This is a genomic window from Bacillus sp. FSL P4-0248 (genome assembly GCF_038593305.1).
GTDB lineage: Bacteria > Bacillota > Bacilli > Bacillales > Bacillaceae > Bacillus > Bacillus safensis.
In genome coordinates, this window is the sequence record NZ_CP151983.1 from 332,055 (window position 1) to 358,887 (window position 26,833).

Here is a 26,833-nt window from a genome sequence, read left to right on the forward strand (position 1 = left end):
GGGTCAATCAGAAAGATGAAAAGGGCTAAAATTAGGAATGATTTTAGCCCTTCATCACTTGAATGAAAGGGAGTCAAGCAATGAATATGAATACACCGCTCGAAGGAATAAAAATATTAGACGTCTCTACGATGATTGCTGCACCCTATGGCGCGGTGCTTCTAGGGGATTTTGGCGCAGAGGTCATCAAGGTCGAGATTCCTGGCAAAGGCGATACGCTGCGGCATGTCGGCCCTTTTGCAGATGGAGAACCACTTAGATGGTCAGGTCTCTCGCGGAATAAGAAATCCCTTACACTGGATCTGCACAAAGACGAAGCAAAGGACATTTTTAAAAAGCTTGCGGGTCAGGTCGATGTGCTGATTGAAAATTTCCGCCCTGGAACACTGGAAAAATGGGGCGTTGGGTACGATGTGTTAAAAGAAATCAACCCTCGTTTAATTATGATTCGTGTATCGGGTTATGGTCAAACGGGCCCGTTTAAGGACAAAGCCGGATTTGGAACACCAGCGACGGCGTTTAGCGGCTTTACATATATTCAAGGGTTTCCAGACCGGCATCCAGTCAGCCCTTCCTTTTCTCTCACTGATTATATTGCTGGCATCTACGTGGCGTTTGCTACTGTGACAGCGATGTATTACAGGGATACACATCCAGAAGGAACTGGGCAAATGGTGGATTTGGCCCTCTATGAATCTGTGTTTCGTATGTTAGAGTTTTTGGTTGCAGAATATGACAAGCTTGGGAAGGTGCGTGAGCGTTCACCGGGGCTAAGCGGACATTCAAGCCCTGCCGGTACCTATGAGACAAAGGATGGTCATTATTTGGTTCTTGTGACGAGTACAGATTCGACCTTCAATCGATTGGCAGAGGCGATGAATCGATTAGATTTACTAGAGAATGAAAAATTTGCGGTCAATGCATCCAGGCTGAAGCATAACAAAGAAATGGATGCGATCGTTTCGCAATGGATCGCGTCGAAAACAAGGGATGACGTATTAGAAATTTTAGATACACATGGCGTACCTGTGAGCCCAATCTTAAGTATTCGAGATATTTTTGAGCATCCACAATTTAAAGCACGAGAGAATATCGTCGAGGTGCATCACCCTCGTCTTGGAAAAGTGAAGGTGCCTGGGATCATTCCGAAGTTTGAAAAAACACCTGGAAGTATCCGTCACATTGCACCTGATTTAGGCGAACATAATTATGAGATTTTAACAAATATGCTTGGCTTAACAGAAGAAGAGTGTAAGCAGTTAGAAGAAAAAGGGGTAATTTAATACGCTCAACCGAACCGCACGCTGCGGAAACAAAGGAGGATGGTTATGAAAGTGCATTCAGAACTGAAGGGGAATGAATTGCAGCCCGCATATGTGAAACCAACGAAAGCCCGTTTTGGCATATTGATTCTGTTGTTTTTTATTACCGCTATTAATTATATTGATCGAGCCAGTGTATCCATTGTTGCTCCTGCGATTCAATCTTCATTGCAATTAAATCCTGCCTTATTAGGCTTGATTTTTTCGGCATTTAGCTGGACATATACAGCGATGCAAATACCAGGCGGTTTTATTCTCGATAAATTTGGCTCAAAGGTAACGTATGGGATATCACTCGTTACTTGGTCTATTTTCACAGGCTTACAGGCGTTTGCGAACAGCTTTGCCTTTTTATTCGGCTGCCGTTTGTTTATTGGGATTACAGAATCTCCCGCTTTTCCTGCAAATAACCGTATTGTCACCACATGGTTTCCAAGGCGGGAACGGGCTTTTGCAACAGGTGTTTATACTGCTGGAGAGTATGTGGGTCTTGCCTTTGCGATACCTCTTCTATTTTGGATCATGACGACTTTCGATTGGAGAACCGTCTTTATTACGGCAGGTGCGCTCGGTATCATATTTGCTTTCTTTTGGTACAAGTATTATCACGAACCGAAAGAGCATCCGAAGATAAATGAAGATGAGTTAGAATTAATCCGGCAAGGCGATGGGCTGACAGTCGCATCACAGGAGAAGCTGAAATGGGCGGACTTTGCCGCCCTTCTAAAATATCGTAAATTGATCGGGCTTTATATTGGCCAATTCTCTGTTGCGTCTACCCTTTTTTTCTTTTTAACATGGTTTCCGACCTATTTGGCAGAGGCGAAAAATATGGCGTTTCTCAAGGTAGGTTTTGCTGCTTCTCTTCCTTATATTGCTGCCTTCTTTGGGGTCTTGTTTGGAGGTTATGTATCTGATTGGCTGCTTAAAAAGGGCGTATCAGTGAATGTAGCAAGAAAGCTGCCAGTAGTGGTTGGCTTGCTAATGACGAGTACCATTGTTTTAGCAAATTTTACAACAAATATCCCGCTTGTGCTGACCATTTTATCCATCGCTTCATTTGCGCAAGGACTGTCTAATATCTCTTGGACGATGCTGTCTGAGGTGGCACCGCGGGAAATGGTTGGGCTGGCTGGCGGCGTATTTAACTTTTTTGCTAATTTAGCTGGGATCATCACTCCGCTGATTATCGGATTCATCGTGTCGGCGACAGGCTCTTACAATGGAGGAATTTTATTCGTCAGTTTAGTTGCTTTAGGCGGGGCATTGTCGTACATCTTTATCGTAGGTAAAATTGAACGTATTCAATTAAAGCCATAGAGAGAAAGCAAAAGAGAACTCAAGCCTCAAGGATGAGTTCTCTTTTTTATGTATAAAAGATAACGGTGATGATCGCTGCACATGCGATACCCATGCTGATATAAAGGCTGGCAAACCATATATTCCAGCGAGTGATACGGTAAGGGTTGACCTTCATCAAATCAGCTAATAGGGAGACAGAAACATTAAAAGGGCTAAACATAACAGTTGATGTGCCAGCAACGATCAGCATGATGGCAATGGGAAGAGCAGGCAGTTCATGGATGACTGGTGCCATCATACTCACTAACAAAGCAAGTGAGACGAGCGGGTGAAAACCGCAAAGGGCGGTGATCAGAAAATACAACCCAATGACACAATAAACCCAAATGGCATGGTCTGATATACTGACAATAAATGCTTGAATCGGCTGCATACTGTTTGTCGCAAGGAGCATATCGACAAAGAAGCCAGCACTTAAAAATAGACACATATAGTTGGAGAGCTGACGGGTTCTTTCTTTCCAATGAGGCACAGAGACAGCGATATATTGTTTTCTTTTTTTGATAACAGAAGAGAATAATAGAGCAAATGGAATAATCGTCAGTACTACAGCGAATAAATAGCCTTTCCCAATCCATGCATCGACAAGTGAGACGACTGTCATAAAACCTAGCAGCATGAAAGCGAGCTGAAGGGTTTTTCGCTTAATTCGATGAGGATTGGCGTTTGTTTCTGAAGACTGAATGATGTTTGGTAATCGTTTGCTTTGACGAGAAAAAAGCATCCAATCTATCGCCAGTACGACGACCATTAAACCAAAAGTAATAGGTGCAATTTGATAATATTTTAGTTTGGTTGCATCAATGGTGACGCTTACCAGCACTTCAACAGGACTCCAGCTTAAACATAATGCATATGACCTTAAGAGGTTGCGTGTATAAAGATGTTGTTTCACTTGTTCTTTTAGGGATTCAAGCGACGGTTTGAGCGATGTATAGAGTAAGGGAATCGTCGCGATATTTAAAAACATGCCGAGTATATGAGTGACAAATGAACTCTTGCGATAAAGCTGGTTTGAGCTCGTTGTATGCAGTGTGAGCAGTTTATTTAATTGTGTATCGAAATGTCCAACATGTATGAGAGAATGAATAAAAGGCAGCATGAAAAAGAGAGAAAGCAAGCCCAGCATGGAATGAAAGTGAAGAAAAAACGTGTGCAATGGCTGGCCGGATAAGAAGAATAAGAACAACCCAATGATGAGAAATACAGCGCCTGTTTTCAAATAAAGCCCGCTTGCTTTCTTAAAAGAAATGGTGAGCGAAGCAGCGGCCAGCAGACCAACAAAATAGGAGAGTATAGGAGCAGGAAATAGTTGATGAACAATATATAGACTGATAAGAAGTGTAAAAACGAGCAGGTACATTCAAATATCTCCTCCATCAAATATTTTCAATTGATTTTATTCCGTCTGGTGGAATTTGTTTTCTTTTAGTGGAACGTTTAAAATGGATTATAGCAAAATCGATCGTTGATGTCGATAAGAAATCAAAGGGGAAAAGGAGAAAGTGAATATGGCTGATAAAAAGTCAAAAGAAGAATCAGGACTGCGTACAGTTCAGCGTGCTTTGGATATTCTGTATTGTTTTAGTGAAGAACGTCAAGAGCTGACGCTAACGGATATTTCAAAAGAGATGAATTTAGCAATGTCTACGACAACGAGACTGCTCAAGGCACTTGAAATGAATCATTTTGTGGAGAAGAATCAAGAAACAATGAAATACCGATTGGGTCAAAGGCTTTATCTCCTCGGATACATTGCAGGGAAGTCCATTAAATTGAGGGAACTGGCTAAGCCACTCATGTACTCACTTCGTGATGAAACAAAGGAAACCGTCAACCTGTATGTACTGGATTCAACAAGCAGGGTTTGTATTGAACAAGCGGAAGGGCTGCAATCGATTCGGCATCTTGTCAAGATTGGTGAAAAGCTGCCATTGTACGCAGGTGCAGGCGGAAAGGTATTATTGGCATTTCAAAGTGAAGAATTTCAACAAAAAGTATTAGCGTCTGAGGCTGATCATGTGATGAAGGGTGACTGGCAAAAGGAACGTAAACATATTCTTGACACATATACTTCTTGCAGCATCGATGAACGCGAGGTAGGATCTGCGGCAGTAGCGGCACCAATCTTTAACATTCATGGTGAAGTGAAAGCCTGTTTATCCATATCTGGTCCAACCCATCGGTTTACTGAAGAAGTCATTCCTCAGCTGCAACAAAAAGTGAAAGAACAGGCACAGCGGCTTTCTGAACAGCTCGGCTACGTCGTCAAACACAATTTTTAAGATTGCCTATCTTTTCGCGCTCCATTTATCATATAATAGAAACATTATGTAGCATTCCTTGTCGTAGGGAGGACGTGTCACGACCATGAAAATCAATAGAGAAATTCCTGTAAGACAGCGGAATATTGTCCTCATTGGCTTTATGGGTGTTGGGAAAACAACCATTGGGCAGCTGGTTGCCAAAAAGCTATATAGAGATTTTATTGATGTCGATCAGGAGATTGAGAAAAAGTACAACATGACGATTCCAGAGATGTTTCAGCAAAAAGGAGAAGCATTCTTCAGGCAGGCTGAAAAGGATTATATCGTCGATTTATGTGAACATACACAGCTCAAGATTGTTTCCCTTGGAGGGGGTGCATTCAAACAGGAAGAAATCAAACGCGCCTGCTTGAAGCATTGTACCGTTCTTTTCCTTGATCTATCGTGGGAGAATTGGAAGCAGCGGCTTGATATTTTAATCGAAAACCGCCCTGTTCTTCACAACCGGACGCTTGATGAGATGAAAGAGCTGTTTGAAGAGCGCCGGGAGATTTATTCTCTTCATAACTCAAGAGTGGAAACAGATCATTTAGAGGCTGAGGAAGTCGCCAATTATATTGTGGACACACTCAAGCTTGGCTGGGATTTATATTCGAAATAAAAAAAGTCTACCGTTGAGGGTAGACTTTTTTTCTATTGAATTCTTTTCCTTCGTACATATGATGATGCTTTGACAACCAAAATGTATTTATCCTTTTTTTGGTGTGCAGCCGTTTGGAAAAAGCGGTGATCCTCCTTCAATCAGTTCATGATGATGAGGTTTTTGATATAGATCATTTTCTTTTTCGGAAAAATAAAATAGTATCTAAATTTCAATAAGAGTTTTTTGAATTATTATAATCTTTAGAAAATAATGTTGACAACTTCCGTGAGGACATTCTATGATTGTTTACGTAAACGCTTACGGTAAACGTTTACTATAATCGAATGGGGAGGAATTTGTTGATGAAGAATAAAAAAAAATGGAGCGGTGTATTCCCGGCTGTCTTAATTCCTTTTAAAGATGACTATTCAATTGATGAACCTGCATTTCGCAAGCTTGTTCGCTGGGTGGCGGAGCACGAAGGGATTAACGGGATCGTTGTCAATGGACATACGGGCGAGATTATGACCCTGCTGCCACATGAACGAGCTGAAGCTGTGCGTATTGCAGCCGACGAATTAAAAGGGGAAGTACCTGTCATTTCAGGGGTTTCAGCTGAAGGGACAATTGAAGCAATCCAGCATGCAAAAGCAGTTCAAGAAGCTGGCGGAGAAGGTATCCTTCTCATGCCGCCGCATTCATGGCTGAGATTCGGTATGCAGCCTGAATCACCTGTCCAATTCTTTAAAGATGTTGCAGAAGCGATTGACATTTCAATCATCGTCCATCAATATCCAACGTGGACAAAAACCTCATATACAACGAATCAATTACTAGAAATGTCGGAAATTGAAAATGTTGTCTCATTCAAAATTGGTCAAAGAGACATGGCGCAATATGAAGTCGATGTGCGCGCATTGAAAAAGCATGCACCAGATGTATCGCTGCTCACATGTCACGATGAATATTTATTGCCAACATTAGTTCAAGGGATTGATGGGGTGCTTGTCGGTTTCGGCTGTTTTGTGCCAGATTTGATCGCTGAACTTGTGAAATGTGTGGAAAAACAAGACCTTGCAGCAGCTAATAAAGTGTACGATAGAATCTTTGAATTAAAGCATGCTGTATATAAAATGGATGAACCTTCATCTACCTCTCATCTGCGAATGAAGGAAGCGATGTTCCAGAGAGGCTTGATCAGCAGTTCGCTTGCTAGAAAGCCGGTATTACCTTTAACTCAAAAGGAAAAAGAAGAGATTCGCCAGGGCCTTCAAAGTGTTGGTTTGCTTAAGGAAAACGTCAGTAGATAACAGACCATTGATTTCATGATGAAGGTGAGTCAGGTTATAATAGGGTATAAAACAACAGACTCCCGGAGGTATGAAATGTGTCAGTAAGTATTAAAGATGTAGCATTGAAAGCAGGAGTGTCTATAGCCTCTGTTTCCCGAGTATTAAGTGGTAAACCAGGAGTAGGTGCTCAAACGGCTGAAAGAATCAAACAAGTGATTGATGAGTTAGGCTACCGCCCTAATTTAGGAGCGAGAGGGCTCGTGAAAAGAAAGACTGGGAATATTGCTGTAGTGGTTCCCCGCGGTTCATATATTTTGAATAATCCATTTTTTTCAACGATTTTAGATGGAATAGCGAAGGAATTAGATGAGACCGAATTCAATATGCTGATGTCATTTACATCTGTTCAGCAGCAGCGGTTACTTGAGACGCAGGCTGTAGATGGTGCCATTTTATTTTCTCCAAGAAATGAAGAATTGAGCATGGATTGGTTAAAAAGTTTGGCTATTCCCATTATTGTTGTCGGAAGTTACTTAGAGGATTCACCATTTCCATGTGTCAGGCCAGATGATGAAGAAGGTGTTTGTCAATCTGTAACGGCCTTATTTGATAAAGGTCATCGAACCATTGGGCTGGTCAATGGTCCAATGAGTTCGATGCATAGTGTGAGATATTACAAGGGGTATGAGCGCACACTGAAACGTTTAGGATTAACAATGAACAAAGAGCTTGTGTTTGAGTTAGATGAATTTGATGGGGGAAAGGTAGTAGAAGTGGTTTCTCAATTTCTCCAAGGAAACCAGCACATGACTGGAGTTGTTTGCTCTTCAGATTTTTTGGCGATAGGGGTCATGAAAGCGGCAGAAAACGCAAATGTGTCAATACCTCATGATTTGTCTGTCGTTGGTGCCGATGATGTGCCCATTGCAAGTTTTCTAACCCCTTCTTTATCTTCTGTTCATGTTGATTTAGTTGGAATGGGAAGAAAAGCTGTTTCTTTACTAACACAGTTGTTGGAAGGACAACAGTTAGAGGCGATGGAGCATATTTTCCCTATGTATTATATAGATCGGGGCACCACTGGAACGCCAAAAAAGATGTGATAGATGCTGAAAACTCGTAAGATCGCTTGAGAATTTCTCTTGATTTAAAATGTAAGCGATTTCTTTAGCGCTCTTCGGCATGTACTTTTGCATCATTTCCTCCAATAAGGAGGAGATACCATGACGTTAGAACTCAGCGGAAATTCAAATTCTCATGATGAGCAAGTTGTTGATAGAGCTTCACAACTATTGACCAGGATGGAAAGTGTACCTTTTTCGAGGTGGCATTTAAAACCTCGGATCATTATGGGATCTGCTACCTTTTTTGATGCTTTTGATGCGCTATCTTTAGCGTTTGTTCTCCCGGTCCTCATCGGCATGTGGAATTTATCACCTGCACAGATTGGTCTTCTTATTGGGTCTGGTTATATAGGACAAGCGATTGGTGCTATTGTCTTTGGGTGGTTAGCAGAAAGGCGCGGCCGTGTATTTAGTGCAAAATGGACGGTATTTCTCATGTCTATTATGAGTATCGCATGTGTATTTTCAGGTAATTTTATGGCCCTTTTTATTTTCCGCTTTATTCAAGGGATTGGAGTTGGAGGAGAGGTGCCGGTAGCAGCCTCATATATTAATGAGTTGTCCCGAGCCCAAGGAAGAGGGAGATTTTTTATGCTTTATGAGATGATTTTTCCATTAGGATTAATGATCTCAGCTCAAATTGGTGCATTCGTTGTACCTAGCTTTGGGTGGAAATGGATGTTCTTGATTGGAGGCATTGGAGGTTTAATCGTCTTTGTATTCTTTTTCATGCTGCGTGAATCGCCAAGGTGGCTTATTTCGAAAGGCAGGTTAGATGAAGCCGAAAGAATTATTGAAGAAATTGAAGCCAGTACTGACAAACGAATGCCTGTCGCAAATCAAGTATCCAGCAGTACTGAAAAAGGCGACTGGAAAGAGCTATTTTCAACTTTTTACCGTAAAAGAACATTGGTCGTATGGGGACTATGGTTTTCTGCCTACTTTGTATCGAATGGTTTAAATAACTGGTTACCAAGTCTTTATAATACGGTTTACCATTTGCCAGTCGGAGATTCATTAAGGGCAGCATCTCTCACAAATATTTTACAGACCATAGGGGTATTCGCTTGTGCGTTTTTAATTGATAAAGTAGGACGAAAGCGCTGGGCAACCATTGCATTTGTATTAACAGGTGTTTTATTAACGGCTTTATGGATCAGCGGAGCGACTTCACCAGAAAGCGTCATCTATTTAGGGTCTGCTGCTTACGGAATGATGGGGACAATTACAGTTCTCCTCTATCTATATACACCTGAAATTTATCCGACACGTATGAGGGTGATTGGAACGGCATTTGCTACAGCGTGGCTTAGGCTGGCCTCAGCGATCGCTCCTATTATGATAGGTTTTATTTTAGAGGTAAGCGGTGTTTCAACTATTTTTATTCTTTTTGCAAGTATGACGGTAGTGGGAGCAATTCTTGCTTTTAAAATGATAGAAACGCGCGAGAAAGTATTAGAGGATATTGCACCGTAAGTGACGCGTGCAGTGAAGAACTTATTCCAAAGAGGGTAGGTTCTTTTTTTATTCAGAGGATCTAAAATGCCTCACCTATCTTCGTTCATTTATCATATAATAGAAACATGATCTAGCACTCCTTGTCGTAAGGAGAGACGTGTCACGAACATGAAAAGCAATACCTGTGAGACAGTGAAGATTAAAAAAGTCTACCGACAATGGTAGACTTTTTCTATAAGGTCAATTCTTGATTCCCTGAATCAGTGAAGCTTTTAAACAGAAAGAAATGGGCTGATGCTGTGCATCGAATTGAAGCTGAAACAGCTGCTTTGTGTCAGGGTCTGCGGCTTGAAGGTGGGAAACGATCTCCTTTTGAGTATTCTCTGGCGTGCGTCCACGTATAATCCAGTCCTGATAATCAATATGAAGATCCCAGGAACGAATCTCTTTCTGAGTCAATTGGTTGTCAGCGAAGAGCTGTTTCCATTCTGATAACGAGCTTTCCCGCACATGAGAAGGGTCTCTCAGTCTATTTAAGTGATTAATAAATGAATCCTGTGCAGGGTTTTCAGGTGCATAATGATCGACGAGCAGAAATTGGCCGCCTTTTTTTAAGACTCGGCTGATTTCAGACATGGCTGCCGGAAGGTTTGGAAAGTGGTGAGCAGCAAATCGGCACGTCACTAAATCAAATGATTCATCAGAGAAGGGCAATGCTTCTGCGGCTGCCTGCTCAAAAGTAATGTGGTTCAGGCGGCGTTCTTCCGCAAGTGCTGCTGCAATCTCGATCATTTTTTGCGTGACATCAATGCCGACCCCTTTAGAGATAACGTCTGAAAAGGAAAAAACGGTATGTCCTGCCGCGCAGCCAATATCAAGTAAATGCTCATGTCCCTTCGCATTTGCAGTTGTTTTCATCCATTCCAGCTCTTCTCCGGCCGCAAATATAGGTGAATCTCGATAGTTCTCGGCATTTTGTGAAAATTGGTTCTCGGTTTTAGCATATGGATTCATTTCTTTTCCCCCTTTGTGGTCTCTTTATCGTAGAATTCCTTCTGTTATTTGTCTAAGACATAAAAGATATGACATGGATAGTTAAAACCTATGAGGTGATGAAAGTGGATATACGAATGATGGAATATGTCATGGAAGTGTACCGGCAGCAAAGTTTTACAAAAGCAGCGGATCAACTTCATATTGCACAGCCTTCTTTAAGCCAGCAAATGAAGAAGCTGGAAGAGGAATTAGACACACCGCTATTTATTCGAAAGTATGGACAAGTAACGCCCACACCTCAAGGGAGACGATTCATTAAAAGGGCTGAGAATATTTTGAAGGAAAGAGATGATTTGCTGCGTGAAATGGGAGAAGCAGCTTATGAAATCGGGAAAGAGCTGAACATTGGAGCGCCAGCAGTGACTGGGGGCTATGTCTTGCCCGGTTTATTAAAAACCTTTTGTCAAACGTATCCTCATGTTCACGTTCAACTGATAGAAGAGTCTCCTCGTGAGATCGAAAAACGTCTATTGGCTGGAAAACTGGATTTGGCTATTTTATCTATGCCTGTCGAGCATGAATCATTGAAAACGAAACAAATGCTGACAGAGCCGCTCCTTCTTGCAGTTCCGCAAGCTGCTCAGCCATGGTTATCAGAGGAATTGAACGAGATTATCAAGCAAGCAGGCCAAAAAGAGTCCGGTCACGAAATCGTTTCCTTTCAGCTTCTTGAAGGTACCCCATTTATTATGCTGAAAGAGGGATACGGTTTTCGGCAAGTGGTCATGGAGCTGTGCCGTCATCACGGTTTTCAGCCAAAAGCGGCTTTTGAAACAAGTCATATTCAAACAGCACAGGCATTGGTCAAAAACGAACTAGGGGTGACCGTTGTGCCGAAAATGGTGGCACAAGAGGATAGGAACGGGGTCATTTATTTACACATTGATTCATGCCCCACCCGCACACTTGTGTTTGCATATGTGGAAGAAAGGTATTTAACGAAAGCCGCTCAAGCCTTCATGGACCTTTATCAGAATCAAGGGAAGGCTTAAACAAACGTTTAATTAAACGCAAAAAGCAGGGGAGCACCCTGCTTTAAGATGGTGACAAAGGGCTAAAATGATCTTGATTTTAGCCCTTTGTCTTCTTTTCAGCGTGATAGAAAACCTTTGAAGTCTAGGAAGGGCGAGCACCGAATGCGAGGGTTTGTCTACACGCTGAAAGCAGGGGAGCACCCTGCTTTTTAATATAAGTCCAGACGCTGATCCGTCATAACCGGAATTTGCTGTCTGACTTCATCCACTAGCTGAAGATCAATTTCCGCATAATAAATATCTTCGTCATCGCTTGTTTCAAGCAGGATGCGGCCGAGTGGATCAATCACCATAGAGTGTCCAGGGAATTCCGTGTCTCTACTTGTGCCTGTTCTGTTAACAGCAATCATAAATGACTGGTTTTCAATCGCTCTTGCGATGAGCAGGCTGCGCCAATGGTCCACTCTTGCTGACGGCCATTGCGCCGTATTGACGAGCACCTTCGCTCCTTTGTTCACAAGTGTTCTGGAAAGCTGTGGGAAACGGAGGTCATAGCAAATCATTGCACCAATCGTCACATCTTCACCATAGTCAAATAAACCAAGCTGATCACCAGCGGTTAAATAGTTATGCTCATCCATTAAGCGGAATAAATGAATTTTATCATAATCTAACAAAAGCTCCCCTTGGCGGTTAAAGACATACATCGTGTTGGTGATATTTTCATCTTCTGTCCGCTTATTTAATACACTGCCTGCGATGAGATACACTTGATGCTTGCGGGCAAAGGAGGAAAAGAGCTGTTTTGTGCGTTCACCGTTTACATCCGCAAGCTGATCGGCTTGTTCAAGGGCGTAGCCGGTATTCCACATTTCGGGTAAAATGATCAAATCAGGCTGCTCGCGAACCGCTTCTTCTAAAAACGCTGCTGCTTTTTTAAAATTCACTTCTGGTTCTCCAATTTGTACGTCCATTTGGACAAGGGCGATTTTCATACGAGTTCCTCCTTTATTTGCTATATGTCATGTGAAAATCATGAATGTATGTAATGGTTTATTTTAGTCTTCAAGGCCAGTTTCTTTATCATAAAGGTTTCCATCATCTTTGCCAATAGAAATGTCAGAAGGTTTTGTTAAATGGCTTTCTCACTCAAGAAATCGGTGTTATGATACATATAATGAATAAACAAAGGGGGATACTCGGATATGCAATTGTACGATTTACCACTTGAAGAGCTAAAAAAATATAAACCAAAGAAAACAGCACGCCCTGATTTCTCAGATTTTTGGAAGAAATCACTCGAAGAACTGCGCCAAGTGGAGGCAAAGCCAATACTTGAACCGTATGACTATCCAGTGAAAGGCGTCAGGGTGTACCACCTGACGTATCAAAGCTTTGGACATTCTAAAATTGAAGGCTTTTATGCTGTACCTGATCAAACTGGCCCGCATCCAGCGCTCGTTCGTTTTCATGGCTATAATGCCAGCTATGACGGCGGCATTCACGACATCGTCAACTGGGCGCTCCACGGCTATGCCACATTTGGTATGCTCGTCCGCGGTCAAGGCGGCAGTGAAGATCAGACAGTGACACCAGGCGGTCACGCTTTGGGGTGGATGACAAAAGGCATTTTATCAAAAGAGACCTACTATTATCGCGGTGTTTATTTAGATGCGGTTCGTGCACTCGAAGTCATTCAGTCCTTCCCTGAAGTGGATAAACACCGGATCGGCGTAATTGGTGGAAGCCAGGGAGGCGCATTAGCGGTAGCAGCTGCAGCCCTTTCAGATATTCCGAAGGTCGTCGCGGCAGATTACCCTTATTTATCAAACTTTGAGCGTGCAGTGGATGCGGCATTGGAGCAGCCTTATTTAGAAATCAATTCGTACTTTCGGAGAAATAGTGACCCGGAAGTGGAAGAAAAGGCATTTGAGACATTAAGCTATTTTGACTTAATCAATTTAGCTGGATGGGTCAAACAGCCAACATTGATGGCGATCGGTCTGATTGACAAAATTACCCCGCCATCTACTGTGTTTGCGGCATACAACCATTTAGAAACAGATAAAGACCTGAAGGTATACCGCTATTTTGGACACGAGTTTATCCCGGCTTTTCAAACAGAGAAGCTCTCCTTCTTACAAAAGCACTTGCTCAAATAAAAGAACAAAGAGGCCGCTCTATGAGGGCCTCTTTTTTAATAACTCGTATTTTGTCTCGTTTTTTCATCAGGTACTAACGCGGTGATAATAAGGGCAAGAGCTGTGATGATATGCAGGATGAATCCAAGTATCGGAATCCAGGCAAGGCACGATGTGATAATCCCAATGATGCTTCCAATCACTGGTCCTTGGTCTCGCTTCGATAAGACGAGTGTGATAATATGCAGAATAAGCATGACCATGAGCGGTGTATAGCCATTGCTGATCACAAATAGTCCTCCAATGACAGGGATGGCAAGACAGGCTTCAAAAATCCCGGTGATCCATTTCATGATGCGAGATATAGACATGAGATCCAACTCCTTTTTCATATATGTCTTATTCGTATTTTCCCAAAACGTGAAGAAGTCATGCAGGATTCTATAGAAAGAGTTGATGGATGATGAGAGAGAGAATCAAGGAAGAGCTGAAAATCATTGAAGAAACGTATGATGTAAAGATTTGCCTCGCGGTCGAATCAGGCAGCAGAGCATGGGGATTCCCCTCGACTGATAGTGATTATGATGTTCGTTTTTTATATGTTCCTCGAAAAGAATGGTATTGGGCGATGGAAGAGCACCGAGATGTCATTGAACGCCCGATTGATGACATGCTTGATATAAGCGGCTGGGAGCTTAGAAAGGCACTTCGCTTATTCAATAAATCGAATCCGTCCATCATGGAATGGCTGTCTTCTGACATCATCTATGCTGAATCCTTCTCTTTGGCAAAGCAGCTAAGAGAATTAAAGGATCGAGCGTTTTATCCTGCAGCATTGATGTATCATTACCTCAATATGGCGAAGCGGAATGAAAGCCGGCATTTACGAGGAGAGCAGGTGCGAATCAAGAAGTATTTTTATGTACTTCGTCCACTGCTTGCCTGCCAGTGGATTGAACGCTACCGGACGGTTCCGCCGATGGACTTTCATGAACTGCTCGAGGAACTAGTGGAGGAAGGTCCGCTTTTAGCGGAAATCCATGAGCTGCTCAAACGTAAAATGGACGGCGAAGAAATGGATGTAGAGAACCGCCTCGCTTATGTCCATCCATTTATCGACAAAGAGATCGCGCGATTTGATGAATTGGTGAAAAGCTACAATCAGCCGAAAGACAACCTGATGCAAGAATTAAATGAGCTGCTGCAGTCTACCCTTGATGAGGTGTGGGCGTAAGCAGGGAAGAGCCAGCCGGATCGCGGCAGGCTCTTTTTTATCTCTTATTGTGATAAAACCACAAAAAAAGTCAGAATTTTTGTCATCTTCAAATATTGTAGCGGACAGCTTATGAGCTTTACAATAAAGACATAGCTTACAAAGAGTGGGAGGTGCCCTTTATGGAGTCGGTCACAAGAAATTTCTTCTTGTTTTTGTCAAAGAGCAGTCTCTTGAACCATATTGCTCGTAATTGGGGAAGTGCTGTTGCATCTAAGAAAATCATTGGAGGGAAGGACTTTGAGAGTGCCATCCCTGTTATCAAGCGATTAAATGACCAAGGAATGGCTGTGACAGTTGATCACCTTGGTGAGTTTGTCACAAAGGCAGAGATTGCCAATGAACGGACGACTGAGTGTATTCAAACCATTCAGAGGATTGCAGAGGCGGGACTCAATTCCCACGTGTCACTCAAAATGACATCACTTGGCCTGGATATTGACGACGACCTTGTGTATCGCAATATGAAACGTATTTTAGATACGGCAGAGAAGCACCGTATCATGGTGACAATCGATATGGAGGATGAACAGCGCTGTCAAAAAACGCTGGACATTTTTAAAGAGATGAAATCTCAATATGAGTATGTCAGTACGGTCTTGCAGGCGTATTTGTACAGAACAGAAAAGGATCTTGATGACCTAAATAAGCTGAAGCCATTTTTAAGACTTGTAAAGGGTGCCTATAAGGAATCTGCCGAAGTGGCGTATCCAAACAAAAAAGACGTCGATCAGAATTATCAAAAGCTGATCGAAAAGCAATTGCTCTCAGGAAACTATACAGCCATTGCGACACATGACGATCGAATGATTGAGTTCACGAAAAATATTGTGAAAAAACACAATATACAGACAAGTCAGTTCGAATTTCAAATGCTGTACGGCATGAGATCAGAAACGCAGCAGGCACTTGTGAAAGAAGGCTATCAAATGAGAGTCTATACTCCGTATGGACGAGAGTGGTATGGCTACTACATGAGACGTCTTGCAGAACGGCCGGCAAACATTGCCTTTGCTCTAAAAGGGATGACGAGAAAATAATTTGAAACGGGAGCGTGACAAACATGACAACACCTTACAAACATGAACCATTCACGGATTTTAGCCAGGAAGAAAACCGCAAAGCGTTTGAACAAGCATTAGCTAAAGTAACAGAATCACTTGGTCAAACCTATCCGCTCGTGATTAATGGAGAAAGAATCGAAACGAAAGACAAGATTGTTTCGATCAATCCAGCGAAAAAGGATGAAGTGGTTGGAACCGTATCAAAGGCGGGCAAGGAAGAGGCAGAACAAGCGGTTCAAGCAGCAGCGAAAGCATTCGAAACATGGCGCTACACGTCTCCAGAAGAAAGAGCTGGCGTATTATTCAGAGCTGCGGCAAGCATTCGCCGTAAAAAGCATGAGTATTCAGCCCTTCTTGTCAAAGAAGCAGGTAAGCCTTGGAATGAAGCGGATGCAGATACAGCAGAAGCGATTGACTTCCTAGAATATTATGCCCGTCAAATGCTGGAGCTGGCGAAAGGCAAACCAGTGAACAGCCGCGAAGGCGAACGCAATCAATATGTATACACACCAACTGGCGTGACGCTCGTGATTCCGCCGTGGAACTTCTTGTTTGCGATCATGGCAGGAACAACAGTAGCCCCAATCGTCACTGGGAATACAGTTGTTTTAAAACCAGCGAGTGCGACGCCTGTCATTGCAGCCCGTTTTGTGGAGGAGCTTGAGCAAGCCGGTCTTCCAAAGGGTGTTGTCAACTTTGTACCAGGAAGCGGAGCAGAGGTCGGGGATTACTTAGTAGATCATCCGAAAACAAGCCTGATTACATTCACTGGATCAAGAGAAGTAGGGACACGTATCTTTGAACGCGCGGCAAAAGTGCAGCCAGGCCAGCAGCATTTAAAACGTGTCATTGCTGAAATGGGCGGTAAGGATACAGTGGTTGTTGATGAGGATGCAGATGTTGAATTAGCGGCTAATGCCATTTTCACATCAGCCTTCGGGTTTTCAGGTCAGAAATGTTCAGCTGGATCTCGGGCTGTCGTTCACGAGAAGCTGTATGACCAAGTGGTTGAGCGAGTGAAGGAAATCACAGAAACGAAAACAACAGCCAATCCACTTTCTGCGGATGTTTACATGGGACCTGTCATTGATCAAGCGTCCTTTGACAAGATCACGGATTATATCGAGGTTGGCAAACAGGAAGGCCGCTTAGTCACTGGCGGAACGAGTGATGATTCGGAAGGATACTTTATCCACCCGACCATTTTTGCAGATCTTGAGCCAACTTCCCGTTTAATGCAAGAAGAAATTTTTGGACCAGTCTTGGCTTTCTCGAAAGTCTCTAGCTTTGATGAGGCACTTGAGGTAGCCAACAACACAGAATACGGTTTAACAGGTGCTGTCATTACGAACAATCGTGATCACATCAACCGTGCGAAGCAGGAGTTCCATGTAGGGAACCTTTACTTTAACCGTAACTGCACAGGTGCCATCGTTGGTTACCACCCATTCGGCGGCTTCAAAATGTCAGGAACGGATTCAAAAGCAGGCGGTCCAGATTACCTAGCTCTGCACATGCAGGCAAAAACGATTAGTGAAATGTTTTAATATGGAAAAAGCATGAACCTGCACTGATGGGTTCATGCTTTTTTTGCCTGCCTGCGACTTGTTTCTATACAAATCTGACTGGAAAGAAGTATGATAAATGTATCACTTAATCAGGGAGCAATCGGGATGGAAGAGATATTAGAAAAGCTTCATACATTTTTTGATGTCGATAAATTAATTGCATTTATTAGCGGATATTTAAAAAAACCAGTCATTTTAGAAAGCACAGAGTGTCAGCTCCTTGCTTATAATTCTTACAGCATTCAGCAGTTTGACCCAGTCAATCAGCAAACGATTTTCTCCAAGGAATGTCCGGGATCTGTGGTCGATTGGTTAAAGAAAACAGGGGTAATTGAGCGGCTTCACAAGGAGTCAAAGCCTTTTTATGTGAGCGGCCATGACGAGCTCGGATTTAATCGGCGGGTGGCTGTGAGCGCCAAGCATAAACAAGAGGTAGTAGGCTTTATTTGGGTGCAGGACATTGAGGACTCCCTCTCTCAGGAGGAGCTGCAATTTTTACACGAAGCTTCCTTTCAGGTTGGAAAAGTGATTTATAAGAATAAGAAACAGCTTGAGAAAAAGGAAGGCAAGATTGAAGAGTTTTTCAAAAAGGTCATGGATGATCATTTTTATACAGAAGAAGAGCTGAAATGGGAGGCTGAGAACTTAAGCATTCCACTGCCAGCCGTATTTACCGTCATGGTCGTGCACGCTGCCGATAACAAAAGTGAGACGGCAGAAGATGTGAAGGATGTCATTCGAACGTATTTGCAGCTAGAGGATAAGGTGAATCACGTCTATTCGGTTCAAGCAGATATTGTCGTTATATTAGGCAGCCTGTCAGACCGGCACTCACCGAAAGCGACTGCGGCTGATGTCATCGCACATCTGCAATCAAAAACGCATGCACATCCTTCCCCTTTGTATATCGGGATGGGAAGAGAGTATCGTGATGTCATGAAAATGAGTACAAGTCGATTTGAAGCGATAGAGGTCGTCAAGGCAGTAAAAATTGTCGGAGGACAAGAACTGATTCCATATGATTATGAGAATTTAGGGGTCTTCCGGTTTTTAGATTCCATTTACAGCCATCAAAAAAAGAAAAACGACTTCAATCCAGATTTGTTACGCTTGAAGGAAAAAGACCGCGAGAGTCAAACCTCGTTTTTAAAAACGCTGGAAGTCTACTTATTGAATAACTGCAAGCTAAAGCCAGCAGCGGAGCAGTTGTTTATTCATCAAAATACATTAAACTATCGAATGAAACAAATTTTTGACATGACCTCGATCGACTTAAGTCATTTTAGCCAGCGGTGTGAGTTATTTATTGAATTGATGCTGATGAAAAAAGATCAATAATGATGATGGAATCCGCAGGTGCACGGGATCACCTGCGGATTTTCATGTGAAATGCGAAAATGGCATACAACGGCTGCATTTCGTTGTATGATAGATAAAGATTTTATGAGAAAAGTGAAAGGGGGGCCACCTTTGGGATCAGTCACCTTAGCCATTTTGATTTTCATCATGACCCTCGTCCTTGTCATTTGGCAGCCAGGACGTGTCACCATAGGATGGTCAGCGTGTGGAGGCGCCATTCTTGCACTTGCCTTTGGCGTCGTTCATCTGGGCGATGTGTGGGAAGTCACGCAAATTGTATGGAACGCCACATTTGCCTTTATTGGCATTATTATCATATCGTTAATTTTAGATGAGATCGGCTTTTTTGAATGGGCTGCACTGCATATGGCAAAAGCCGCAAGAGGCAACGGTGTCCGCATGTTTATTTATTTAACATTGCTAGGCGCTGTTGTGGCTGCTTTTTTTGCCAACGATGGAGCGGCACTGATTTTGACCCCAATCGTTTTATCTGTGGTGAGAGCGTTGAAGCTGGATGAGCGCATGGTGCTTCCTTTTGTGATGGCAAGCGGCTTTATTGCAGATACAACTTCTTTGCCATTTGTCATTAGTAACCTGGTCAATATCGTATCAGCCGACTATTTTCATATTGGTTTTCTAGAATATACAGCGAATATGTTCGTGCCAAACCTTGTGTCGCTTGGAGCGAGCATGCTGGTTCTGTATGTGTTTTACCGAAAGCTTATTCCAAAAACCTACGATCTGTCTCAGGCAAAGGAACCGGCATCAGCTATTCGAGATATCCGTATGTTCCGTTTGTCTTGGTATGTGCTCGGCTGTCTGCTTGTTGGTTATTTTGCGGGGGAGCTGATCGGTATTCCAGTGTCCATCATCGTAGGCGGGATTGCCCTTGCTTTCTTGTGGCTGGCGAGAAGAAGTCCGCAAGTGGCGACAAAGCGAGTGATCAAAGAAGCGCCGTGGTCCATTGTGTTTTTCTCGATCGGCATGTATGTCGTCGTATATGGACTGAAAAATGTCGGTCTTACAGAAATATTGGCGGCATGGATCCAGCAAGGGGCTTCACATGGCTTGCTTGCAGGAACGATGTTTATGGGCGTGCTTGCCGCAGTGCTGTCCTCTGTGATGAACAATCTGCCGACCGTTTTAATTGATGCGATTGCGATTGGACATACAGATACAGCAGGTGTCATGAGAGACGGACTGATTTATGCCAATGTCATCGGCTCCAACCTTGGACCGAAAATGACCCCAATTGGCTCATTGGCGACATTGCTGTGGCTTCATGTCTTAAAGAAAAAAGGCGTCCATATCTCTTGGGGAGCGTACATGAAAGCCGGAATCATCCTGACCATTCCAACCTTGATTCTCACTTTACTCGGGTTATATGTATGGTTATGGCTCATTCATTAAAAAGAAAAAAGAGCAGATCTCATGGATCTGCTCTTTTTTTGCTACAGATATTTCGCATAGCGTTTTTCTAAAAAGTCCTGAAGCAATGAGACGACACTGCAAATACCCCAGTAAATGAGTGCGACCAAAATATACATGGTCATATAATCGAATTCTCGTCCGCCTACAATTTTTGCTTGCTGGAAGAGCTCTGGTACAGTAATCATTGCTGCCAGTGAGGAAGCTTTGATCAAATCGAGCATGACATTGGTCAATGGCGGCAGGGCGATGCGGACGGATTGAGGCAAAATGACACCACGCATCGTTTGCCAATAGCTGAGACCTAATGATTTAGCGGCTTCCACCTGTCCACTTGGAACAGAGGAGAGGGCTGCCCGGTTAATTTCTGCAATATAGGCAGCACTATTAAAGCTGAACCCAATAATGGCAGCAGTGACCGCTGTGAATTCAATGCCGATATAGGGGAACCCAAAATAGAGAATAAACAAAATCACTAGAATGGGCACGCCTCGCATGAATGAGATATACAGCCGTGCAGGCAGCCGAAGAATCCAAGAATTCGCCATTCTGGCAAGAGCGATAAAAAAGCCAAGAATGGTACCAAAAAACATGCTCACAAAGGAAATGAGCAGCGTCAGCCAGATGCCTTTCATAACAAATGGAAATGACGCCTTTGCCAGTGCAGGATTAAATATATATTCTAAATGAATATCTCCCACGATTGCGGCTCCTTATTTGGAAATGTCGACATCTTCGACATCAGCATCAATTTTCTTAGAGACGTCTGCATGATTAAAGAATTTCTCAGAAATCTTTTTCATTGTTCCGTCTTTTTTCATGTCGCCTAATACACGATTCAATTCTTTTTGAAGCTCTTTGTTGTCCTTCTTCATAACAAAACCTTGTTCATTCGGCATGTACTTCAAGTCAGGGTGAATCGTAATATTTAATTTAGGAAATGCAGCAAGAGCCAGTGTCTGCAAGTAATAATCATTTAGAATGACATCAGTACGGCCGTTTGCAACATCCTTTAAGTATTGCTCGTTTGTCGCATTATCATAAATGACTTCCTTTGCACCGTACTTACGAGCAACATCCATGTAAATCGTTGTGGCAGCCCCTGCTGCTTTCTTTCCTTTTAAATCTTTTAAAGTTTTAATGCCAGATAAATCATCTTTTCGTACGATAGCCGTTCCGTAGGAATATTTATAAGGGGTAGAAAAGGCAAACTTGTCTTTTCTGTCATCTGTGATGTCGATATCATTTGCAGCAGCATCCACTTGACCAGAATTAATGGCGCTCAGCATCCCATCATAGCCCATTTCTTTAAATTCCACTTTCACATCAAGACGTTTAAACGCTTCTTTGACGACTTCTACTTCATAGCCAGTTAATTGATCCTTGCCATTAGAAGTATCATGATAAGAAGTTGGATAAAGGGTGCCTGAAGTTGCAACCACGATTTTCCCTTTCTTTTTAATCTCATCCCACTTTGTGTCCCCAGATTGAGATGAGCCTGATTGACTGCAAGCAGACATGATAAGGATGAAAGCAGATACAACAAGCATGATCCATATAGGTTTTTTATGATAAAAACGACTCATTTAAGAATCCTCCTCTATTTTTTATACAAAACAAAACATAGCACGCTTTTTCTGTAAGGACAACGTTTTCAGAAGAAAAGTGAAAAAGTAAGAATATTATAAGCAATTTGCGTGTTGATATAATGTATAAAAAAGGAAAGTGAGCGCAAAATAAAGGCGAATAAAGGAGGGAACAACAATGATGAAAAAAATAAGTAGTTTGATCATCTTGTCGATGATGCTGTTATTTGGTTTTCATATAGAAACGGCTCATGGAGAAACACCTCAAATGGAAAAGCGCCCGGTGACACATCAAGTGAAATTAACAGCAGAACAACAAAAACAAATTGAAATCCTTGAGCAGCAAATTCTTTCTAAGCGAAAAGAAGTCATTGAGAAATATGTACAGTACGGCGTGTTAACAAAGGAACAAGGCACACACATCACGAAACGAATGGATGAGCATTACACTCATTTGAAAAAGAACGGATTTGTTCCATTGCTGAAAAAACCACAGCACCATCGCCCATGATAATGATGAAACCGGCAGCGAAGTGCCGGTTTTTTATTGTTGATCAGAAGGTGAGACTTTCCCCATCTTGAGGGACAGAAATGGCTTGATCTGCATGATGCTCTTGAATGTAAGCCTCTAAAGCAGCTCTTGTTAACAAGCAATGATTCACAGCTTCAAGATGACAGGCGACAATTTGAGCTTTTGGCTGAGAACGGTGAACGTCTAGAATCTCTTCCTTGGTCATTGTAATCGGATCGCCTTCTAAAAATTGAGCAGCCCCGCTATTGACCACAATGACGTCTGGCTTGCATGTATTCACAACCTCTTTCGGTTCATCACACAAAACGGTATCACCTGCAATATAAAGGGTAGGTTCATCAGGGTGAGAGAAAACAAAACCGCTCACCTGACCCATCCGCTTCGCCGTTTCTCCCGTCCCATGCTGTCCGCCTGTACGTTTAATATGAACGCCGCAAATGTCCATTTCATCTTCAATGCATGTGACATGCTGAAATCCAGCTTCTTCAACTTCTTTTCGATCCTTCTCCGATTGAGTATAAATTGGCCCATCTTGAGCTAATTTTCTTTTGGCCTCGTCGTCAAAGTGGTCCACATGTAAATGAGTGAGTAAGACAGCATCTGGGTGTAACAGACTGTCTAAATCTATATTTACAGGAAGCTCCACAATAGGATTGTTCAAATGTTGATTGGCTGTATGAGGGAACGGTGGATATGTTCCTTTTGCTGCTAAAAAGGGATCGATTAAAAAAGTTGAATGACCATAGTGAAGGTATAAAGTAGCATTGCGAATGAGTGTAATTTTCATAAAAAGGCCTCCTTTTTTTCTCATTAAGTTTACAGTATATTAAAAGAGTTCTATGTGACAGAGGATCATGAAAGTCTTTCATCGGAAGGGCTTGATTTTTGAAAGAGGTGAGCCAATGCTAGACCAAACAGATATGAATATTTTAAAAGAACTATCAAAGAACAGCCGATTAACGATGAAAGCTCTAGGTGAAAAAGTTCATTTAACCGGCCAAGCTGTTGCAAATCGGGTGTTAAAGCTAGAAGAAGAAGGCGTGATTGAAGCATATACCATTTCAATTGATTGGCAGACACAAAAGACGATTCAAACCTTTTTGCAGCTGTATACCCGTAATCATCATCATGAACCACTTCTGTCGTTTCTATATGAAAAGGAAGAAATCAAGAATTTGTTCAAGATAAGTGGTGAGAGCTGTTATATGGCTGAAGGACATTTCTCCAGTCATGATGAACTTGATCAGTTTTTAACGGAGCTGACGAATTACGCAAATTACAAACTGTCTATTGCGGTTAAACGTCTCATTCATCAGTAATAGAAGAGACGCAGGAGGAAAAGGAACGATGCAAAAATTAATCGAAAATCAAGCTGAGCCGATGACAAAGGAAAGAATCAAAGCAGACTTGGTTCAACTTGGTGTGAAAAAGGGCATGATTTTATGTGTTCACTCATCTTTATCATCAATCGGCTGGGTAAACGGAGGCGCTGTAGCCGTCATACAAGCATTGATGGAAACCTTAACAGAAGAGGGGACACTGATTATGCCGGCACAAACGTTAGAGCTTTCTGATCCCGCCGATTGGATCGATCCGCCTGTTCCTTACTCATGGTGGAAATCGATCAAAGAAACAATGCCTGCATTTGACCCAGCTTACACGACGCCATCAGCAATGGGAAAGGTGGCAGAAACATTTTGGAAATACCCAGGTGTGGCGAGAAGCAATCATCCCAATTTTTCATTCACAGCCTGGGGGAAAAGAAAACATGAAATTCTGAAACACCATGCGCTTTCCTTTGGATTAGGAGAGCATTCGCCTCTTGGCCGCATGTATGATCTTCATGCTCAAGTGCTGCTGCTTGGTGCATCATTTGAGAGCATGACAGCTTTTCATCTAGCTGAATACCGAATTCCTCAGCAGGACCTCATGACAAGAGGAGCCCCTATTTTAGAGAATGGATGGAGGGTATGGAAAGAGTACCAAGATATCATCACAAGAGAAGAACTATTTGAACAGATTGGCCGTGATTTTCTGCAATCAGGAGGCATCCATCAGCACAATCAAGTTGGACTTGCCAGTTCATATTTACTGCCCATGAGAGAATCGGTAGACTATGCGGAAAAGTGGCTTGATCTATACGATCAGTCGTAATCTACACTGTTTGGAAATTTACATAATAAACGTCTTGATCAGGCTGCTGTGAGGTGTAGCAGGTAAGCTGATAGTTTCCTTTTGGAATGGAGAAAGACAGCACATGGGCCATGACGCTTGTGATATAAACTTGATCATTTGTAAGCGTAAAGGGAACTGTTATAGCTCTATCAACCGAGACTTGGGGCTCATCGCTATTTAATGTCACAATAATAGACGCCTTTCCATTATTGATTCCTTCAAAGGAAACTCCTTGATCTCCTGTTGCAAATCCTTGAAGAATGTCCTCATCTGTCCAATCAATAACAGGTGGTGTTTCGCTTCCGGTGTATACCGTGATTTGGTGGTAGGAGATAGATAGGGAATAGGCTTGATTTAAGTGATTCATATAAAAAACTCCTTTATTTAAGAATTTTTGTTGGAACGTGAATGGTTGAAAGAGTGATTCTTGAGGAGAAAGTTAGGCAGCAAGACGATTGTCGCCGTCTTGCGCTATTTGTTGTGGGATCTAGATGTGAAATTGCGAGACCATTGCTTTTAAATCTCCTGCTAAATGGGCGAGCGCTTCTGATGAAGCTGTTACTTCTTCCATTGCAGCAAATTGTTCTTCTGTTAAACCGGCTACTTGCTGTGAATGTTCACTCGTTCGTTTCACGCCTTCTGTAATAGACGCAAAAGACTGTTTCGCATCGTTTGTATAAGCTGCGATTTTTTGTGATGCACTTGATAAATGTTTAATGCCATTCGCCATTTCTCTCATCGACTGCTGGATATCATGAAATGATTCCTCTGTATGAGAGATAAGGACAGCCCCTTGAGCCGCTTCCTCTCTTACTCGTTTGATGGCATTCGTCGAATGAGTCATCTCTTTTTGTATTTCAGAAATGAGATGGGAAATCATGTTTGATGATGCTTGAGATTCTTCTGCGAGCTTTCTCACTTCGTCTGCGACAACAGCAAATCCTTTTCCGTGCTCACCTGCCCGTGCTGCTTCAATTGCTGCATTAAGAGCTAGCAGGTTTGTCTGGCTGGCGATATCTGTAATGACTTTGGAAATATGATCGATTTCAGCTGAACGTGTTTCCAATGCTTGAATCGCTGTACCATTTTCTTCAATTGATTTGGCAATAGACGTCATTTGTGAATGAACTTCACCGATATTGTGTACACCTTTTTGGGCCACTTCTTGTGCGGAGTGACTTCTTGAAGCCATTTGTCCTGCATTTTCAGTGATGTTTGCCAGCTCGTTTGATACTTGAATCATTTTGTGCTCACTAGCTGTCATTTGAGCGGACTGTTCTTCTGAAGATTGTGCCACTTCTTGAATCGTGTAGGTGATTTTTTCTGATGCTGCACTCGTTTCTTCTGCGCTAGCTGACAGCTGCTCAGAGGATGTGGCCACTAATTCAGACGTGTTCATGACATTTAGAATGGTTTGATTTAGTTTTTCACGCATCTTATTGAAATGGCCAGCCAGATCAGACAATTCATCACCAGCAGTATCCGTCACATTGATGGTTAAATCACCTTCGCCTGCACTCTTAATGGCAGAAGCCATATGCTTGAGACGTGCCTGAATCCGCTTAGTGAAAATAGAAATAATGATGACCGAAACGATCAGACTTAACAAAAGGACGATGACAAATTGTATATAGAATGACTGAAGCATTTGTGAAATCATGCTTTGATTGGCGCCAGTATAAAAAATACCAATTGTTTCGCCTGCTTCATTTTTGATCGGCATATAAGCCGTTTGATAGTCTTTCCCGGCAACATTTGCTGTGCCGTAATAGTTTTCTCCTTTATCTAAAACAGTGGTCTTCACTTCAGGAGAGACTTCTGTACCTACAGCTCGTTTCCCGTTTAACATGACATTCGTAGCAACGCGGGTATTTCCTTGAAAAATCGTGATGGTATCACCGGTATATTCGGCTAATTGGTCAACCAATGTGTCATGATCATTAATTTGCGTATTTCCTTTGAATAGCTTATCCTCTTTAATCTGCCACGAGCCTTCTACTTTTTCATTCAGGTAGGCGTAGCCTAGTTTTAAATCACCTTTTGCTTTTTCAGTTGCCATTTGCTTGATGTTTTCTGTCATCTCGCGATTCACCACATAACCAACAACTGCGGAAAAGATGATGAGGACACTTAAAAAGATCAGCAAAATTTTGGCACCGAGCCTCAGTTTTCCCTTTTTCTTCATGCTTTTTAACTCCTTTAGGTATAA

At 42.5% G+C, this 26,833-nt stretch carries 26 protein-coding genes; 17 read left to right on the top strand and 9 right to left on the bottom strand.

Annotation, left to right across the window (positions count from 1 at the left end; all coding sequences use genetic code 11):
- Positions 1-80 precede the first annotated feature (80 nt).
- Complete coding sequence (locus NST65_RS01780) at positions 81-1,283, top strand: CoA transferase (RefSeq protein ID WP_080701232.1); 1,203 nt, start codon at positions 81-83, stop codon at positions 1,281-1,283.
- 45 nt (positions 1,284-1,328) lie between these two features.
- The gene (locus NST65_RS01785) at positions 1,329-2,642 is read left to right on the top strand and encodes an MFS transporter (RefSeq protein ID WP_111927557.1); all 1,314 of its coding nucleotides are present in this window, start codon (positions 1,329-1,331) and stop codon (positions 2,640-2,642) included.
- A gap of 46 nt (positions 2,643-2,688) precedes the next feature.
- Here the strand turns inward: NST65_RS01785 and NST65_RS01790 are convergent, their stop codons facing one another.
- Positions 2,689-4,047, bottom strand: a complete 1,359-nt coding sequence (locus NST65_RS01790; protein WP_025092800.1) for a hypothetical protein — start codon at positions 4,045-4,047, stop codon at positions 2,689-2,691.
- A 148-nt stretch (positions 4,048-4,195) separates the two neighbouring features.
- Between NST65_RS01790 and NST65_RS01795 the strand changes: the two genes are divergently transcribed.
- The 5 genes from NST65_RS01795 to NST65_RS01815 all read left to right on the top strand — a co-directional run bounded on the left by NST65_RS01795 (position 4,196) and on the right by NST65_RS01815 (position 9,486).
- Complete coding sequence (locus NST65_RS01795; protein ID WP_024427257.1) at positions 4,196-4,969, top strand: IclR family transcriptional regulator; 774 nt, start codon at positions 4,196-4,198, stop codon at positions 4,967-4,969.
- A gap of 85 nt (positions 4,970-5,054) precedes the next feature.
- A complete protein-coding gene (locus tag NST65_RS01800) occupies positions 5,055-5,612 on the top strand; it encodes a shikimate kinase (protein ID WP_003214270.1) in 558 nt (185 codons plus the stop codon).
- A 344-nt stretch (positions 5,613-5,956) separates the two neighbouring features.
- A complete protein-coding gene (locus NST65_RS01805; RefSeq protein ID WP_342489258.1) occupies positions 5,957-6,904 on the top strand; it encodes a dihydrodipicolinate synthase family protein in 948 nt (315 codons plus the stop codon).
- A gap of 77 nt (positions 6,905-6,981) precedes the next feature.
- On the top strand, positions 6,982-7,989 hold the full coding sequence (locus tag NST65_RS01810; RefSeq protein WP_111927555.1) for a LacI family DNA-binding transcriptional regulator: 1,008 nt from the start codon (positions 6,982-6,984) through the stop codon (positions 7,987-7,989).
- A 120-nt stretch (positions 7,990-8,109) separates the two neighbouring features.
- The gene (locus NST65_RS01815) at positions 8,110-9,486 is read left to right on the top strand and encodes an MFS transporter (protein WP_111927554.1); all 1,377 of its coding nucleotides are present in this window, start codon (positions 8,110-8,112) and stop codon (positions 9,484-9,486) included.
- Between the two features lie 222 nt (positions 9,487-9,708).
- Here NST65_RS01815 and NST65_RS01820 read toward each other — a convergent pair whose 3' ends face one another.
- The gene (locus NST65_RS01820; protein WP_111927553.1) at positions 9,709-10,482 is read right to left on the bottom strand and encodes a class I SAM-dependent methyltransferase; all 774 of its coding nucleotides are present in this window, start codon (positions 10,480-10,482) and stop codon (positions 9,709-9,711) included.
- 116 nt (positions 10,483-10,598) lie between these two features.
- Here NST65_RS01820 and NST65_RS01825 point away from each other — a divergent pair, with 116 nt between their 5' ends.
- The gene (locus NST65_RS01825; protein ID WP_111927552.1) at positions 10,599-11,516 is read left to right on the top strand and encodes a LysR substrate-binding domain-containing protein; all 918 of its coding nucleotides are present in this window, start codon (positions 10,599-10,601) and stop codon (positions 11,514-11,516) included.
- 191 nt (positions 11,517-11,707) lie between these two features.
- Here NST65_RS01825 and NST65_RS01830 read toward each other — a convergent pair whose 3' ends face one another.
- A complete protein-coding gene (locus NST65_RS01830) occupies positions 11,708-12,493 on the bottom strand; it encodes a carbon-nitrogen family hydrolase (RefSeq protein ID WP_111927551.1) in 786 nt (261 codons plus the stop codon).
- A 210-nt stretch (positions 12,494-12,703) separates the two neighbouring features.
- On the opposite strand from NST65_RS01830, the gene NST65_RS01835 reads away from it, so the two are divergent.
- A complete protein-coding gene (locus NST65_RS01835; protein ID WP_111927550.1) occupies positions 12,704-13,660 on the top strand; it encodes an acetylxylan esterase in 957 nt (318 codons plus the stop codon).
- 35 nt (positions 13,661-13,695) lie between these two features.
- Here the strand turns inward: NST65_RS01835 and NST65_RS01840 are convergent, their stop codons facing one another.
- Positions 13,696-14,010, bottom strand: a complete 315-nt coding sequence (locus NST65_RS01840) for a hypothetical protein (RefSeq protein ID WP_034283282.1) — start codon at positions 14,008-14,010, stop codon at positions 13,696-13,698.
- Between the two features lie 92 nt (positions 14,011-14,102).
- Between NST65_RS01840 and NST65_RS01845 the strand changes: the two genes are divergently transcribed.
- The 5 genes from NST65_RS01845 to NST65_RS01865 all read left to right on the top strand — a co-directional run bounded on the left by NST65_RS01845 (position 14,103) and on the right by NST65_RS01865 (position 20,313).
- Positions 14,103-14,873, top strand: a complete 771-nt coding sequence (locus NST65_RS01845; RefSeq protein ID WP_041116835.1) for a nucleotidyltransferase domain-containing protein — start codon at positions 14,103-14,105, stop codon at positions 14,871-14,873.
- Between the two features lie 161 nt (positions 14,874-15,034).
- On the top strand, positions 15,035-15,952 hold the full coding sequence (locus NST65_RS01850; RefSeq protein ID WP_101677031.1) for a proline dehydrogenase: 918 nt from the start codon (positions 15,035-15,037) through the stop codon (positions 15,950-15,952).
- A gap of 23 nt (positions 15,953-15,975) precedes the next feature.
- Positions 15,976-17,523, top strand: coding sequence for an L-glutamate gamma-semialdehyde dehydrogenase (gene pruA / locus NST65_RS01855; protein WP_024424316.1), 1,548 nt, complete (start codon positions 15,976-15,978; stop codon positions 17,521-17,523).
- Positions 17,524-17,649: 126 nt separating this feature from the next.
- On the top strand, positions 17,650-18,882 hold the full coding sequence (locus tag NST65_RS01860; RefSeq protein WP_034283288.1) for a helix-turn-helix domain-containing protein: 1,233 nt from the start codon (positions 17,650-17,652) through the stop codon (positions 18,880-18,882).
- 132 nt (positions 18,883-19,014) lie between these two features.
- On the top strand, positions 19,015-20,313 hold the full coding sequence (locus tag NST65_RS01865; protein WP_034283290.1) for an arsenic transporter: 1,299 nt from the start codon (positions 19,015-19,017) through the stop codon (positions 20,311-20,313).
- Between the two features lie 41 nt (positions 20,314-20,354).
- Here NST65_RS01865 and NST65_RS01870 read toward each other — a convergent pair whose 3' ends face one another.
- Both NST65_RS01870 and NST65_RS01875 read right to left on the bottom strand, forming a co-directional pair.
- Entirely contained in the window at positions 20,355-21,032 is a 678-nt protein-coding gene (locus NST65_RS01870; protein WP_034283291.1) for an amino acid ABC transporter permease, read from the bottom strand.
- Between the two features lie 12 nt (positions 21,033-21,044).
- Entirely contained in the window at positions 21,045-21,917 is an 873-nt protein-coding gene (locus NST65_RS01875; protein ID WP_041116601.1) for a transporter substrate-binding domain-containing protein, read from the bottom strand.
- Positions 21,918-22,098: 181 nt separating this feature from the next.
- Between NST65_RS01875 and NST65_RS01880 the strand changes: the two genes are divergently transcribed.
- A complete protein-coding gene (locus NST65_RS01880) occupies positions 22,099-22,428 on the top strand; it encodes a YckD family protein (protein WP_024424311.1) in 330 nt (109 codons plus the stop codon).
- 43 nt (positions 22,429-22,471) lie between these two features.
- On the opposite strand, the gene NST65_RS01885 is transcribed toward NST65_RS01880, so the two are convergent.
- Positions 22,472-23,236, bottom strand: coding sequence for an MBL fold metallo-hydrolase (locus tag NST65_RS01885; RefSeq protein WP_111927549.1), 765 nt, complete (start codon positions 23,234-23,236; stop codon positions 22,472-22,474).
- A gap of 115 nt (positions 23,237-23,351) precedes the next feature.
- Here NST65_RS01885 and NST65_RS01890 point away from each other — a divergent pair, with 115 nt between their 5' ends.
- Both NST65_RS01890 and NST65_RS01895 read left to right on the top strand, forming a co-directional pair.
- The gene (locus NST65_RS01890) at positions 23,352-23,768 is read left to right on the top strand and encodes an Lrp/AsnC family transcriptional regulator (protein ID WP_181566871.1); all 417 of its coding nucleotides are present in this window, start codon (positions 23,352-23,354) and stop codon (positions 23,766-23,768) included.
- Positions 23,769-23,796: 28 nt separating this feature from the next.
- The gene (locus NST65_RS01895) at positions 23,797-24,603 is read left to right on the top strand and encodes an AAC(3) family N-acetyltransferase (RefSeq protein ID WP_034283301.1); all 807 of its coding nucleotides are present in this window, start codon (positions 23,797-23,799) and stop codon (positions 24,601-24,603) included.
- 1 nt (position 24,604) lies between these two features.
- Here the strand turns inward: NST65_RS01895 and NST65_RS01900 are convergent, their stop codons facing one another.
- Both NST65_RS01900 and NST65_RS01905 read right to left on the bottom strand, forming a co-directional pair.
- Positions 24,605-24,991 carry a competence protein ComJ gene (locus tag NST65_RS01900; protein WP_046313809.1) on the bottom strand — a complete coding sequence of 129 codons (387 nt, stop codon included), beginning with the start codon at positions 24,989-24,991 and terminating at the stop codon, positions 24,605-24,607.
- A gap of 120 nt (positions 24,992-25,111) precedes the next feature.
- A complete protein-coding gene (locus NST65_RS01905; RefSeq protein ID WP_046313811.1) occupies positions 25,112-26,809 on the bottom strand; it encodes a methyl-accepting chemotaxis protein in 1,698 nt (565 codons plus the stop codon).
- Positions 26,810-26,833: the final 24 nt, after the last annotated feature.